This window comes from Arthrobacter sp. P1_C12_2, from assembly GCF_056406415.1.
On sequence record NZ_JBFUAF010000001.1, the window covers coordinates 342977 to 358156 of the forward strand.

Consider the following 15180-nt stretch of genomic DNA (forward strand, 5'->3'; position numbering starts at 1 on the left):
CCGGCTTCCCAGGATCTGCACCTGATCCCGGAACTGATGTCAGCGCTGACATCAGCCCCTATCAACCGCTGCGATCAACACCGGGCCCGCGCACAGGACGCCCCACACTCCGGCATCCTGACCCACAAACGAATCCCCCTCATCACTTGCCGGCATCTTTCCTCTCTATCAAGGAGAAGTTGTGTCTCTTCCAAATACCGAAACCGCAAATACCGAAACCACCAACACCGAAATCGCGGTACAGCCCACTGACCCCACAAGCTCCAAGGACGGCGTGCAACGTCGCACCCATGTCCGCTGGAAACTGTTCCTCCTCCTGCTGGTCCTCGTCTCCGTGAACTACATCGACCGGGGATCCATCTCGGTCGCCCTGCCCATCATCCAGAAGGAATTCAACATGGCCCCGGAGCTCGTGGGCCTCCTGCTCTCGGCCTTCTTCTGGACCTACGCCCTCATGCAGATCCCCGTAGGCTGGCTGATCGACAAGTTCGGCCCCCGCAAGGTGATGACCGCGTCCTGCGTCGGCTGGGGCGCCGCAACGGCAGCATCAGGCCTGGCCGGAGGCTTCCTCAGCATGTTCATCGCCCGCCTCGGCATCGGCGTCACCGAGGCCGGGGTCATGCCGGCCGGCGGAAAACTGAACGCCATCTGGATGCACAAATCGGAACGCGGCCGCGGCGCCACCATCCTTGACGCCGGAGCCCCCTTGGGCGCCGGGCTCGGCGGCATCCTCATCGCAGGCCTGATCGCCTCGACGGGCAGCTGGCGGAGCTCCTTCATCATCGCCGGCGCCGCCACCGTCCTCATGGGCCTCGCCGTCTGGTGGTACGTCCGGGACAACCCCCGCCAGCACCGCGGAGTCAACGACGCCGAGGCCGAGTACATCGAGGCCTCCCACGCCGCCGAGGACGCCGAGGCCGAGCTCGACGGCAGCAAGGGCAAGCGCGCCCTGCTCCCCTACCTGAAGTTCCGTTCCTTCTGGGCCATGTGCTTCGGCTGGCTGGGCTTCAACGGCGTCTTTTACGGCCTGCTCACGTGGGGCCCGCTCTACCTGGCCCAGGCCAAGGGCTTTGACCTGAAGACCATCGGCTGGTCCACGTTCGTGATCTTCGGCGCCGGTTTCGTCGGCGAAATCCTCGGCGGCACCATCGCCGACAAATGGCGGGCATCCGGCGCCTCGGCCAACCGCGTCATGCGCACCCTCCTGGGCACCTCCAGCGTCGTAGTGATCGGCGGCCTCATCGGCGTTACCGTCGTGGCCGACCCGACGACGGCGGTAGTCCTGCTCTCCGTCGTCATGTTCTTCCTTCGCTGGGTGGGCCTCTTCTGGAGCATCCCCTCGATCCTGGGTGGCCGGACCAACGCCGGCGTCCTGGGCGGCGCGATGAACTTCAGCGGCAACATTTCCGGCTTCGTCACCCCGATCGCGGTCGGCCTGATCGTCGGCGCCACCGGCTCCTACACCTGGGCGCTGCTGTACTTCGTGGGATCCGCGATCATCATGGGCGTATCCGTGCTGACCCTGAACTACAACAAGCGGCTCCCTGTCTAAGCTAGGCCACGAAACACCTGTTCCCGAAGCCGGGAACGCAGTGCCATAAGAACCCGAATGGAGCACCATGCCTACCGCAGAAGAAACCCAGGACAAGGAACGCCCCCTCCGGGAGGCTGTCCGGGACACCCTCCGCAACAGGATCTTTGAAGGGCACTACGTTCCTGGCACCAGGCTGGTGGAGCGCGACCTCGCCGCCGAATTCAACGTCTCCCGCCTCCCGGTCCGCGAGGCGCTGCGGATGCTGCGCCAGGAAGGCCTGGTCAGCGACCGCGGCGCCCGCGGGGCCGAAGTCAGCTCGCTCAGCCCCAAAGACGTGGAGGATCTCTTCGACGTCCGCCAGTCGCTCGAAGTGCTGGCCTGCAGGCTGGCCGCGGCCCGCGCCACACCGGAGGACCTCAGTGCGCTGGAAGCCTTGTTGGACGTGGCCGAGCTCTCTCTAGCCAAGGGCGCCATTATGGACGCCCACCGGGCCAACAGCGAATTCCACGATGCCATCACCCGGATCGCGGATAACGGCTTCCTCAAATCGGCGCTCGAACCCCTCCAGGGCCGGATGCACTGGCTGTTCCGGCACGTGAGCGACCTCCCCGAACTCATCGAGGAACACCGGGCGCTCTACACCGCGATCGCCAGCGGTGACCCCGACCGGGCGGCTGCCCAGTCGGCGTCGCACATCGACAAATACCGGGAACAGTTTCCGGAGAATTTCCGCCGGACGGAACCCGACCTTCATCGGAAGAAGAAATGAAACTCCTTGTCATCAACCCCAACATCAGCAACGACGTCACTTCGCTGATCGAATCCGAAGCCCGGCGTTCCGCCTCGCCCGGAACCGAACTGGTGGTCCGGACCGCCGGCCACGGCGTCGAATACATCGAAACCCGCTTTGAATCGCTGATCGCCGCCGGTGCCGTCGCCGAAATCATCGCAGAGTACACCCGGGACGGCGCGAGCGTCGACGGCGTGGTGGTCGCCGCATTCGGCGACCCAGGAATGCCGGCGCTGAAGGAACTCGCCGACGTCCCCGTCATCGGGATCACCGAGGCGGCACTCTGCGCCGCCGCCCTGCAGGGGCACCGGTTCTCGATCATCGCCATCTCCGACCGGATCCGGCCCTGGTACCTGGACTGCGTGGAACGATTCGGGCTCAGTGGCCGGTTGGCCTCGATCCGCTCCATCAACGAGACCCTCACCGGCATCGGTTCCGTGCAGGCGGACTTCAAGGAGACCCTGCTGGCACTCAGCCACCAGGCCGTCGCCGAGGACGGGGCCGACGTCGTGATCCTCGCCGGTGCGCCGCTCGCCGGCCTGGCCCGCGAACTCCGCGGGCAGATAGGGGTCCCCGTGGTGGACGGCATCTCCGCAGGCATACGAATGGCGGAGGCCGTCGTCGGCCTCGATTCCGGTCCGCACCGGGCCGGCGCCTTCGCGCCGCCACCGGTCAAGGCCCGCAAGGGGCTGTCGAAAAACCTCGATGCCGCCCTCACGACGGCGCAGCACGCCGCCCGGCTGCCCGCACCGTCCCACTAATTTTCTTTCTCGAAGGAGAGGACAACGATGTCCCACACCCCAGACCTTGTCATTGCCAACGGCACCGTGGTCAACAGTTTCGGCCGCCAGGATGCTCACGTCGTGGTGCACGGCAGGACGATCGTCCAGCTCGTGGACGCTTCTGAGCCGGTCCCCGCTGCCGCCAGGACCATCGACGCCGCCGGCCAGCTGGTGATTCCGGGTGGCGTGGACGGCCACTGCCATGTCGCCCAGGTAACCGGGCGGTTCCGTACCCTGGATGACTACCGGACCACATCCACCGCTGCCCTCTGGGGCGGCACCACCACCATTATCGATTTCGGCATCCCCCGCGACGCCCGCGAGACCCCGCTGGCCGCGGTGCTGCACAAGAAGGAATTGGCCCGCGAGTCCCGCTGCGACGTCGCCCTGCACGGCTCGGTGGTCCAGTGGGACGAGACCGTGCCGTGGCAGCTCGAACAGCTCGCCGCCGAAGGTGTCCGTTCGGTCAAGATGTACACCACCAACCGGGGCACCACCATGGCCGACGGGGACACCATCCTGAAAGTCATGCGCGAGATGGTCCGGCTCGACGGCCTCACCTACATCCACGCCGAACACGATCCCATCATTGCCGACTGCACCCAGCAGCATGCGGACGACGGCCGGATCGGCATTGAACACCTGCACCGGACCCGGCCCGAACTCGCGGAGGAGATCTCGGTCAAGGAGACCCTGGCGATGGCCGAGTACACCAACGCTCCCGTCTATTTTGTGCACCAGTCCACGCCGGGGGCCGTGGACCTCGTCGCCGAGGCCCGCAGCCACGGAAGGGACGCCTTCTCGGAAACGTGCCCGCACTACCTCACCCTGGACGACACCGTCTACGGCACCTCCTTCCCCGAGTGGTACGCCTGCTGCCCGCCGATGCGCAGCCCCGCGACCGTCGCCGCACTGCGGGACCGGCTTGCCGCCGGAGCCATCCACACGGTGGCCTCGGACCACTCCTGCTACGACCTCACGCAAAAGCGCGAGCGGTCCGATGACATCCGCGCCATGCCGCACGGTCTGCCGGGGGTGGAAACCCGCATGCCGGTCACCTTCACCGCCATGATGGACGCCGCCGGCGGGGCGGCCCCGGTGGAGGATTTCGTGGAGGTGTTCGCCGCCGGTCCGGCCCGGATCAACGCCCTGCCGGGCAAGGGAACGATCGCAGCAGGGTACGACGCCGACCTCGTCGTCTTCGATCCCGCACAGGAACGCACCGTTGACGGCGCTGCCCTGCACATGGGAACGGATTTCTCGCCGTTCGACGGCAGGACGCTCACCGGCTGGCCCGCCGTCGTGGTGTCCGCCGGACGCGTGGTGCTGGACGCCGGCGGCTTCCATGATCCCGGCCCCGTGGGCCGGTTCGTGGCCCGAAACGGTTTCCGCGAGCACCAGACGGCCGCGGCAACCGCCCCCATTACCGCCCCCGCTGCCCTTTAGGAGCACCCATGCCTTCCGCAACCCGCCCCACCCGCATCGGCATGATCGTGCCGTCCTCCAACACCTGCCTCGAGCCGCAAAGCTACCGGATCCTCGGCGACCGCGACGACGTGACAATCCACTTCGCCAGGGTCCAGGTCACCCGGATCGCCCTGGACGATTCCTCCGACAAGCAGTTCGACGCCCCGGTGATGCGGGCCGCCGCCGAGATCCTGGCAACCGCCGACGTCGACGTCATCGCGTGGAACGGCACCTCGGGCTCATGGCTCGGCGCCGGCCACGACCGCGAACTTGTCCGGGAAATACAGGACGCCACGGGCATCCCCGCCACCACGTCCACACTGGCCTATATGGAGGCCTTCCGGTCCTTCGGCACCGGGCGGATCGGACTGTTCACCCCGTACACGGAGGACGTCAACGAACGGATCGTGGCGTCGTACGAACGGGACGGGATCAAAACACTCGACCACCGCTTCCTCGGCCTGAGCGACAACGAGTCATTCGCCCGGGTCTCCGACGCCGAAATGCGGCCCGGATCCCTGGAACTCGCGGCCTTGAACCCGGACGCGCTCGTGTACCTCTGCACCAACCTCTACGGGGCCAACATCGCGGAGGAAATCGAGGCTGCCATGGGCGTTCCGGTGCTCGACTCGGTAGCTGTGACCCTGTGGCACTGCCTCAAAATGGCCGGCGCCCCGTTGCTCTCCCCGCGGTGGGGCAGGCTGCTCACCTCAGCCTGAAAAAGCAACGCGTGGTCAGAACGGCCCATTCTGGGCGGCTTAATGAGCCGTATCTGACCCCGCGTTGCTCGTGGCGCCACTATCGCCCGATTGTGACTGCCCGTCTGCCTTGACGCACGGATTGCCGCCTAGATAATCTCGAAATGCAATAAAGTTTTCTCACAGAATGAAAACTTGAGCCAACCATTCAACGATGAAAAGAGGCTGGACGTGGCTGCAGGAGAAGATACCTCCCATATCCTCAGCGGGTTGACAAACCAGCTGCCTGATCGTGATCCGGAAGAGACCGCCGAATGGCTGGAGTCCCTGGATACCCTGATTCAGGAACAGGGCACCGAGCGTGCCCAGTACATTATGCGCAGCCTGCTCCAGCGGGCCGGGGCGCAGAGCGTGGGTGTCCCGATGGTCACCACCACGGACTACGTCAACACCATCCCGGTGGACCAGGAAGCGGCATTCCCGGGCGATGAGGAGATCGAACGGAAGTACCGGGCCTGGCTGCGCTGGAATGCCGCCGTGATGGTGCACCGGGCGCAGCGGGCGGACATCGGCGTCGGCGGGCACATCTCCACCTACGCCGGGGCCGCGACCCTGTACGAGGTCGGTTTCAACCACTTCTTCCGCGGCAAGGACCACCCCGGCGGCGGCGACCAGRTCTTCTTCCAGGGCCACGCCTCCCCCGGCATGTACGCCCGCGCCTTCATGGARGGCCGGCTSTCCGAGGAGGACCTGGACGGCTTCCGGCAGGAGAARTCCAAGGAAGGCCACGCCCTCTCCTCCTACCCGCACCCGCGCCTGATGCCGGAGTTCTGGGARTTCCCCACSGTCTCGATGGGCATCGGCCCGATGAACGCSATCTACCAGGCCCAGTCCAACCGCTACCTGCACAACCGCGGCCTSAAGGACACCAGTGACCAGCAGGTCTGGGCGTTCCTGGGCGACGGCGAAATGGACGAGCCCGAGTCCCGCGGCCTGCTCCAGCTCGCCGCGAACGACAAGCTCGACAACCTCAACTTCGTCATCAACTGCAACCTCCAGCGCCTCGACGGACCCGTCCGCGGCAACGGCAAGATCATGCAGGAACTCGAGGCCTTCTTCCGCGGCGCCGGCTGGAACGTCATCAAGGTCGTCTGGGGCCGGGAGTGGGATGACCTGCTGGCCAGGGACGAGGACGGCTCGCTGGTGAAGATCATGAACGAGACCGTCGACGGCGACTACCAGACSTACAAGGCCGAATCCGGCGCGTTCGTCCGCGAGCACTTCTTCGGCAAGACCCCGCAGACCAAGGAAATGGTCCAGGACCTGACCGACGACGAGATCTGGAAGCTCAAGCGCGGCGGSCACGACTACAACAAGGTCTACGCCGCGTACAAGGCCGCGACCGAGTTCAAGGGCAAGCCCACCGTCATCCTGGCCCACACGGTCAAGGGCTACGGCCTGGGCACSCACTTCGAGGGCCGCAACGCGACCCACCAGATGAAGAAGCTCACGATGGCGGACCTGAAGGCCTTCCGCGACCACCTGCGCATCCCGATCACGGACGARCAGCTCGAAGCGGACCTSTACCGGCCGCCGTACTACCACCCCGGCATGGACTCCCCSGAGATCCAGTACCTGATGGGCCGGCGCAAGGAACTCGGCGGCTTCGTCCCCGAGCGGCGGCCGGACCACGCGCCCGTGGAGCTGCCCGACCCCGCAACATATGAGGTTGCCAAGAGAGGCTCCGGGAAGCAGCATGCCGCCACCACCATGGCCTTTGTGCGCCTGCTCAAAGACCTGCTCCGGGACAAGAAGTTCGGACACCGCATCGTCCCGATCGTGCCGGATGAATCCCGTACCTTCGGCATGGACGCGTTCTTCCCTTCGGCGAAGATCTACAACCCGGACGGCCAGGGCTACCTGTCCGTGGACCGGGATTTGGTCCTGGCCTATAAGGAATCGGCCCAGGGCCAGCTGATCCACCCGGGCATCAATGAGGCAGGGGCGGTGGCGGCGTTCACCGCCGCCGGCACGTCCTACGCCACGCACGGCGAACCGCTCATCCCGGTCTACGTCTTCTACTCGATGTTCGGCTTCCAGCGCACCGGCGACTCCTTCTGGGCCGCAGCGGACCAGATGACCCGCGGGTTCATCATCGGCGCCACCGCCGGCCGCACCACCCTGACCGGCGAAGGCCTGCAGCACGCCGACGGGCACTCCCCGATCCTGGCTTCGACCAACCCGGCCGTCCTGACCTACGATCCCGCCTTTGGGTACGAAATGGGCCACATCATCAGGGATGGCCTGGAGCGGATGTACGGGCCCGGCTCGGAGGACCGGAACCTGATGTACTACCTCACTGTCTACAACGAGCCGATCTTCCAGCCGGCCGAACCCGAGGACCTCGACGTCAACGGCGTGCTGAAGGGCATCCACCGGGTGTCGGTGTCGGACGGCGAGGGGCCCAAGAGCCAGATCCTTGCCTCTGGAGTGTCCGTGCCCTGGGCCCTCGAAGCCCAGCGAATCCTGGCCGAGGACTGGGGCGTCTGCGCCGATGTGTGGTCCGTGACGTCCTGGAACGAGCTGCGCCGCGACGGGCTCGCGGCAGAGGAAGAGGCCTTCCTGAACCCCGGCCAGCCCGCCCGCGTGCCGTTTGTGGCCCAGCAGCTCGCCGGCGCCACCGGGCCGATCGTGGCGGTCACCGACTACATGAAGGCCGTGCCGGACCAGATCCGCCAGTTCCTGCCGCACCAGTTCGCCTCGCTCGGGGCTGACGGCTTTGGCTTCTCGGACACCCGCGCCGCAGCCCGCCGCTTCTTCAAGAACGACACGCACTCGATTGTGGTGAAGACCCTCCAGCTGCTGGCCTCGCGCGGAGAGGTCGACGGCGGGGTGCCAGCCTACGCGATGGATCGCTACAAGCTCCTGGACGTCAACGCCGGGACCACCGGCGGAGCGGGCGGCGACGCCTGACCGCGCGTTAGGGTGGGCAGATGAGCGACGGCGGAGCGCAGGGCATCCGAGCGCAAGGTATCCGAGCACAGGGCACGACGGCGGTGCTGCTGGCCGCCGGAGCCGGGACCCGGCTGGGGCTCGGGCCCAAGGCGTTGCTCCCCTTCCATGGCCGCACGCTGGTCGAAGTGCTCGCTGACGTGCTGCTCGCGGGCGGCTGCCGGGAAGTGGTGACGGTGCTCGGCGCGGACGCGGCAAGGGTCCGCGCCGCCACCGACCTCAGCCGGCACCGGGTCATCGACAACCCTGGCTGGGACACCGGGATGGGCAGTTCGTTCCGGGCCGGTGTTGCCGCGGCGGCCCCGGAGGACCACGTGCTCATCGCGCTGGTAGACCAGCCCGGGCTGACCACTGAGACCGTGGCCCGGCTGTTGGCGTCTCACCGGGTCGGCCGGGTGACGGCGGCCGCCTACCGCGATGCGGAGGGGAAGCTGCTGCGGGGACATCCGCTGCTGCTCGATGCCGGACTTCGCGCTGAAGCCGCGAAAACAGCAACGGGCGACGCCGGAGCACGTGTCTTTCTGCGGGCCCACGCGGACCTGGTTGATCTGGTGGACTGCAGCGACCTCTCCGGCGGCGACGACCTCGACTCCCCGGACCAGCTGCACCTTCTCGATTAATGCTCCATGCCGGCAGCCAACAGCTCCTGCAGGCCGAGCTTGAACGCGGCTCTGCCGCCGTGAGCGGGATGCCTGATTCTCGGCGCCACCACGCCGTTTCTCTGTAGGCTCCGCTCCGCCACCCTCCCCACCGCCACCACTGTCCGGACCCCGAAGAGAGCCCTGAGGTCCTGCCAAAACGGAACTCCGACGGCCGTCTCGGCGAGGGTGGGCGTCCGGTTGGAGAAGGGGCGCCCGGGGGCATGGGTGTGGAGGGGGTAGGCGCTCCAGAGCAGGGGCAGGAACTCCAGCTCCGCCAGGACCTGCCACATCACCGTGGCCGTCGGTTCCGCGGCTATGCCTTCTGAGTCGGCCGGAAGCACGTATCCCTTCCCCGGCCCGAACAGCCCAAACTCGTTGGCAGGGCCTTCGAGAATGGAGCGGTTTGTGAACGGAATCCCGGTGATCCTCATGCCCCGGAATCCCGGCGCTTCGCCCAGCAGCAGCACGTCCGGGCGCCGGTCCAGCATTTCCTGCAGATAGAGTTCCAGGTTCCGGCGGCGCTGGGCATTTCCGGCAGCGGCAAAATCATAGAAGTTCTGGCAGCCCGGACCGGTCTGCACGGACGCCAGCCGATCGACGAAGGCCTGGATCGCGGGATCGGCCATTCAGGGCGCTCCTTCCAGCAGCCGGTATGTGCCTGAAATGGTAGCCGGGCACCTGCCCAAGGCGGCACCTTGCCAACGAGGGACGGCCAAAGAGCAGGTCCACCCTCCCAACGGGAGGGTGGACCTGAAAGCCGCCCGACGCCGTCGGGCGCCGCTAAGTCCGGTTCACGGGGAGGCCGGCGCGGGGGCGGCCGCCAGCGGCCAGCCGATGACCGTCTTGGGGCGCGGGGTGGCGTAGGTCCGGACTTTGGAAGTGCTGAGCCGCAACCGGACCAGCGATTCAGCGATGGTGACGGCAGCCGCCACGCCGTCCACCACGGGGACGCCGGCGCGCTTCCGGATCTCCTCGTCCAGGCCGGCCATGCCGCCGCACCCCAGGACGATGACTTCCGCCTTGTCTTCACGGACGGCCACCAGCGCCTGTTCGATGATGGCTTCCACGGCGCGCTGCGGGTCCTCCTCCAGTTCCAGTACGGCCATTCCGCTGGCCCGGACCGAGGCGCACCGGGCGTCGAGGCCGGCCAGCTTCAGCCGGTCCTCGATCAGCGGAACGGCACGGTCCAGAGTGGTAATCACGGCGTACTTGTGGCCGAGGAACATCGCGGTGCTCGCAGCCGCCTCGGTGATGTCCACCACCGGAACGTCGAGCAACTCCTGGAGCCCTTCGCGGCCGTGCTCGCCGTAGCCGGCCTGGATAACGGCGTCGAACGGCTCCGGATAGGACAGGACCCTGTCCATGACTGCGATCGCGGCGAGGTAGCTCTCAAAGTTTCCCTCGCAGGAGTCCGCCCCGAAGCGGGGAGTGAGTCCCACGATCTCCGTATCCGCAAGCGCAACCTGGCGGGCCTGCGCGGCGATGGAGTCTGTCATGGATTGCGTGGTGTTGACGTTGGCGACAAGGATGCGCATGGTGCTTTCCGCTTTCAGACAGGTTTGGTCAGTGGGTGCTGGCGACGGCGATTGCCTCGCCGTCGACGTCGTCGAGCCGCTGGGAGCGGTCCGAGATGACGTAGTAGACCACCGCGGCGATTCCGGCTGCGACGAACCAGGCGAACGGGGCGGCTGCCTCGAACGCCGGAACAAAGGCGACCAGGAGCGCAACGCAGGCGGCGGGCACCATGGCGATGATCGCCCGGGGATTGAAGCCCTTCTTGTAGTAGTAGGCTCCCGCCGGGTTCTCGGTGTAGAGCTCAAGGACGTTGACCCGGCCGCGGCGCAGCAGCCAGTAATCGGCCATCACGACGCCGAAGAGTGGGCCGAGCAGGGCACCGAGTCCACCCAGGAAGTACACGATCACGAGCGGGTTGTTGTAGAGGTTCCACGGCAGGATGACGAGGCCGATCGTGCCGCTGACCCAGGCCGCCTTGCGGAAGTTCAGGTGCTTCGGGAAGAGATTGGTCAGGGCGTAGACGGGAGCCACAAAGTTGGCCATCAGGTTCACGGCGATGGTCAGGATCAGCAACGCAAGGCAGGCCAGGACAAGGAACAGCGTGTTCGGGATGGTCTGGACGATGTCCGACGGGCTTTCGATGACCGTGCCGTTGATCTTGAACTGGCCGCCGGCCATGACCACCACGATCGCGCCGAAGAGGAGCATGTTGATGGGGATACCCCAGAAGTTGCCCCGCACCACGGCCTTCTTGGAGACGGCGGACCGGGTGAAGTCACAGAAGTTCAGGACGAACGTTCCGTAAATGGCCACCCACAGCGCACCGCCGGCAAAGATGGTGCGCCACATTTCGGCGCCTTCGAGGGGGTTGTCCGAGGCCCAGGCGATGGAACCGCCGGCTTCAACGAAGATCCAGATGGCGATGGCCGCCATGGTCACCAGGATGATGGGCCCGGCGAAGGCCTCATACCTGCGGATCATTTCCATGCCGAAACTGACGATGACCAGCTGGACGATCCAGAGGAACACGAACGATGCCCAGCCCAGCGTGGAGAGGCCGAGGACGGAGTTGGCGTCCAGGTCCCGCAGCGACGGAGCCATGGCCACGAGCATAACGCGGAGCACCACTGACGCCAGGTAGGTCTGGATACCGAACCATGCCACGGCCACTGCCCCGCGCAGGAGGCTGGCGATCTGGGCTCCCCTGATGCCGAAGCTGATCCGGCTCATGACGGGGAACGGGACACCGGTCTTGACGCCCATGAATCCAGAGAAGCTGAGCAGCGCAAACAGCAGGACGGCCCCGATTCCCAGGGCGAGAAGAATCTGCCAGCCACCCAGTCCGAGGGCGAAGAGTCCGATGGCGAAGCCATAGTTACCAAGGCTGTGGACGTCGTTGGCCCAGAGGGTGAAAATGCTGTAGCTGGTCCAGCGGCGACCTTCCCGCTTCGTCGGGGCAAGGTCGATGTTGTACAGGGAGGGGCTGATCGTTCGGCCGGAGGCGGCGCTGGCTGCATCGCAAAGCGCGTCGACACCCATGGAAGGGTGGGTAGCTTTGCCCAAGTCAACTGCGGTCTCGGGAGCCGGTTCGACGCCGGTCAACGGGGTCGTCTGCATCGTGATCTCGCTTCTTGAAGATGTCTTCCATGCATTCCGCATTCGGATTTGTGCCGGAAATTACCGGCAGGAGCGTCATTGCTCAAATTCCATAATGCGGAAGATGGGTATCGAGTAGTGAAATAACGGTATGACCTGGATCACGCATCGGTCAAGGGTTGCCGAATCACGGCAAGTCACAAACGGTTGCTACGACTCCCGGCAGCCCGTTGGGCGCCCGCGTTGAATCCCCGCATTGGTCTTAGCGGGAGGGGACCAGCCCTGCCTCTTTCAGTCCCAGGTAGATCTTGTCGCGGGAGATCGGCAGCTCGGAGAATCTCACGCCTGTGGCGTTCCGGATGGCGTTCGCGAGCGCCGGTGCCACCGGGTTGAACGGGCTCTCGCTCATGGACTTCGCGCCCAGCGGGCCCAGCTTGTCGCTGGTGTCGGCGAAGTAGACCTCGCTGCGCGGCACGTCGGCGAAGGAGGGGACGTGGTACTGCCGCAGGACGTCGGTGGTGACGAGGCCGGCGTCGTCGACTTTGACCTCCTCGTACAGCGCAGAGCCGAGGGCCTGCGCGATACCGCCTTCGATCTGGCCACGGCACTGGCGCGGATTGACCACCACGCCGGCATCGGCCGCCTGCACGCTTTGCAGGATCCGCAACTCCCCCGTCCCGGTGTTCACGGCCACCCGGAAGCCCTGGACATTGAACGCCACTGAACGCGGTGTCCCGCCCCAATGCCCCTCGGCGGCGAGCTCGACGCCGGCCTGCTCCGCGGCGTCGTAAATTTCCGTCAGGGGCACCCGGGTTCCCTCGCAGACCACGGCATCCCCGTCCAGCACGCAGCCGGAGGACTGCACCCGGCGGATGCCGGCGGCGAAGGCGCGGATGCGGAGGGCGAGGTCCTCTGCGGCGGCCAGCGTCGCTTTGCCCCCCACTACGGTGCCGGCAGATCCGAACGCACCGGAATCGTGGTCCACGAGGTCGGTGTCGGACTGGCGCACGGTGACGCGGGCTGCAGAGGTGAACAGCGCGGTGGCCGCGAGCTGCGCGTGGACGGTGGTGGTGCCGTTGCCGAATTCTGCCGTCCCGACGTCGGCGGCGTACGTCCCGTCGGGCAGGAGCCGGAGCCTGGAGTGGGCAAAGTGGCCGCGTGGCGGGACGGTGTCGATCATGGACAGGGCAGTCCCCTCCCCGAGGACCCAGTCCGGGCCCAGGCTGTCGCGGCCGGCCGCGCGGTAGCGTTCCAGTCCGCGGGCCAGGGCGTCCTCCACCAGCTTGGTGCACTGGTCCAGGCCGTAGCTGCCGTAGCGGACGTCCTCTTGGGGCTCGTCGTGGATGGAAAGCATGTCGTCGCCTTCCCGGACCATGTTCCGGCGGCGGAACTCCAGGGGGTCCATGCCGATCCCTGTCGCGAGCTCGTCGATGCCGGATTCGATCGCGAAGATCATCTGGCTGAGCCCATAGCCGCGGAAGGCACCGGACGGCACGGTGTTGGTGTACACGGCGTGGGCGTCCACCTTCTTGTTGGCACACTTGTACACCGCCAGCGACTCGCCGCAGCCGTGGAACATGACCCCCGTCGCGTGGTTGCCGTAGGCGCCGGTGTTGGTGAGCACCTCCAGCTGGAGTGCGGTCAGCCTGCCGTCGCGGCTGGCGCCGGCCTTGAGATGGATGGTGAAGGGATGCTTGGTGGTGGCGGCGGTGAACTGTTCGGTCCGGGTGAATTCAAGCTGCACGGGGCGGTGGAGCTTCAGGGCGGCCAGCGCGACGACGTCCTCGGTGAGCACCTCTTGTTTGCCGCCAAAACCGCCGCCCACCCGTCCCGCCACCACCCGGATCTGGTCTTCCGGCAGGCCGAATACCCGGCCCAGGGTCCGCCGCACCAGGAACGGGACCTGGCTGGAGGTGCGGATCAGCAGCCGCCCGTCACTGCCGAAGGAGGCGATGGAGGCATGGGTTTCGAGCGCCATGTGCTGCACCCGTTGAGTCCGGTAGGTGTGTTCGTGGATGAAGTCCGCCGCGGCGAAACCGGCCGACACATCGCCGAGCTCGGAATGCAGTTCCGCCACGACGTTCCGCTCCGGCCGGCTGATGCGGGCCGTGGCTGCGTCCTTGTCCCCGTGGAGGGCGGGAGCCCCGGGGAGCATGGCGTTCTCCGGGGTGAAGACGGCGTCCAGGACCTCGTAGTCGACCTTCAGGGCCCGCACGCCTGCCTCCGCAGCAGCCACCGTGCCGGCGACGACGGCGGCGACCCGCTGGCCGATGAACCGCACGACGTCGTCGAACACGCGGGTATCGTCCGGGTCGTCGGTGTAGAGCTCGTGCTGCGCGGTCGAGAACAGCTGCGCCGGGGAGTCCTCGTGGGTGAAGACCGCCACGACGCCGGGAATCGCCAGCGCGCCCGCCGCGTCGATGGAGCGGATCCGGGCGTGGGCATGCGGGGAGCGCAGCAGCTTCACGTGCAGCAGCCCGGGCAGTTCTTCGGCCGGGACATCCAGGGTGTAGCGGGCCTGCCCCGTGACGATGGCGAGGCCGGCGGGTGCGGGAACGTCGTCGCCCAGCTGTCCGGAGCGCGGCTCCGGACGGCCATGCCCCGCGGTTGCCGAGTCCGTACCAGAGGTGTCCGTACCCGAGGTGTCCGTACCAGAGGGTTCCGGGCGGGAGGCGCCCGGGCGGCTCCCCCTCCCGCAGACGGCGTCCTCGATGGCCGTGTACCCGGTGCACCGGCACAGGTTGCCCTTGAGGTTCCGCGGCAGGTCCGCCTTCTGCTCGTCATCGAAGGTCGCGGCCGTCATCACCATGCCGGCCGTGCAAAAGCCGCACTGGAAGCCCTGCCGGTCCAGGAACTGCTGCTGGATCGGATGGAGCGCGGCGCCGTCGGGGTCAGCAGGTCCGCCGGAGGCGCAGGTGGCAGCCAATCCTTCCACCGTGGTCACGGCGCGGCCCTCCGCCCGAATGGCGGGATAAATGCAGCTGTGCACCGGCACCCCGTCCACATGCACCGTGCACGCGCCGCAGTCGCCGGCGTCGCAGCCCTTCTTCACACCCAGGTTCCCCTGTTCGCGAAGGAATGTCCTCAGGCACTGGCCGGGACGGGGTTCGGCCTGCGCCCGGACGCCGTTGATCTCGATGGACAT

At 66.8% G+C, this 15180-nt stretch carries 11 protein-coding genes; 7 read left to right on the forward strand and 4 right to left on the reverse strand.

Translation table 11 applies throughout. The features are described from left to right. The first annotated feature begins 181 nt into the window (after nt 1-181). The 7 genes from AC1DZQ_RS01645 (at nt 182) to nboR (ending at nt 8903) form a co-directional block, all read left to right on the forward strand. Nucleotides 182-1552, forward strand: coding sequence for an MFS transporter (locus AC1DZQ_RS01645; RefSeq protein WP_476961832.1), 1371 nt, complete (start codon nt 182-184; stop codon nt 1550-1552). 67 nt (nt 1553-1619) lie between these two features. Then, a complete protein-coding gene (locus AC1DZQ_RS01650) occupies nt 1620-2303 on the forward strand; it encodes a GntR family transcriptional regulator (RefSeq protein WP_476961833.1) in 684 nt (227 codons plus the stop codon). Then, on the forward strand, nt 2300-3085 hold the full coding sequence (locus tag AC1DZQ_RS01655; RefSeq protein WP_476961834.1) for an aspartate/glutamate racemase family protein: 786 nt from the start codon (nt 2300-2302) through the stop codon (nt 3083-3085). Before AC1DZQ_RS01650 ends, AC1DZQ_RS01655 begins: the two co-directional genes overlap by 4 nt. 27 nt (nt 3086-3112) lie before the next feature. Continuing rightward, the gene (locus tag AC1DZQ_RS01660; protein WP_476961835.1) at nt 3113-4552 is read left to right on the forward strand and encodes an amidohydrolase family protein; all 1440 of its coding nucleotides are present in this window, start codon (nt 3113-3115) and stop codon (nt 4550-4552) included. A gap of 8 nt (nt 4553-4560) precedes the next feature. Beyond that, entirely contained in the window at nt 4561-5292 is a 732-nt protein-coding gene (locus AC1DZQ_RS01665; RefSeq protein ID WP_476961836.1) for a maleate cis-trans isomerase family protein, read from the forward strand. A 210-nt stretch (nt 5293-5502) separates the two neighbouring features. Continuing rightward, on the forward strand, nt 5503-8244 hold the full coding sequence (aceE, locus tag AC1DZQ_RS01670; protein WP_476962032.1) for a pyruvate dehydrogenase (acetyl-transferring), homodimeric type: 2742 nt from the start codon (nt 5503-5505) through the stop codon (nt 8242-8244). 20 nt (nt 8245-8264) lie between these two features. Next, nucleotides 8265-8903: a nicotine blue oxidoreductase gene (nboR, locus tag AC1DZQ_RS01675; RefSeq protein WP_476961837.1), complete on the forward strand. Its 639-nt coding sequence runs from the start codon at nt 8265-8267 to the stop codon at nt 8901-8903. Here the strand turns inward: nboR and AC1DZQ_RS01680 are convergent. The 4 genes from AC1DZQ_RS01680 to AC1DZQ_RS01695 all read right to left on the reverse strand — a co-directional run bounded on the left by AC1DZQ_RS01680 (nt 8900) and on the right by AC1DZQ_RS01695 (nt 15180). After that, nucleotides 8900-9550 (reverse strand): uracil-DNA glycosylase, encoded by a 651-nt coding sequence (locus tag AC1DZQ_RS01680; RefSeq protein WP_476961838.1) that lies wholly within the window; start codon nt 9548-9550, stop codon nt 8900-8902. The two genes, nboR and AC1DZQ_RS01680, sit on opposite strands and share 4 nt — an antisense overlap. Before the next feature lie 165 nt (nt 9551-9715). Further along, a complete protein-coding gene (locus AC1DZQ_RS01685) occupies nt 9716-10459 on the reverse strand; it encodes an aspartate/glutamate racemase family protein (RefSeq protein WP_476961839.1) in 744 nt (247 codons plus the stop codon). A gap of 28 nt (nt 10460-10487) precedes the next feature. Further along, nucleotides 10488-12056 (reverse strand): NCS1 family nucleobase:cation symporter-1, encoded by a 1569-nt coding sequence (locus tag AC1DZQ_RS01690; RefSeq protein ID WP_476961840.1) that lies wholly within the window; start codon nt 12054-12056, stop codon nt 10488-10490. Nucleotides 12057-12297: 241 nt separating this feature from the next. Then, nucleotides 12298-15180: a molybdopterin-dependent oxidoreductase gene (locus AC1DZQ_RS01695; protein ID WP_476961841.1), complete on the reverse strand. Its 2883-nt coding sequence runs from the start codon at nt 15178-15180 to the stop codon at nt 12298-12300.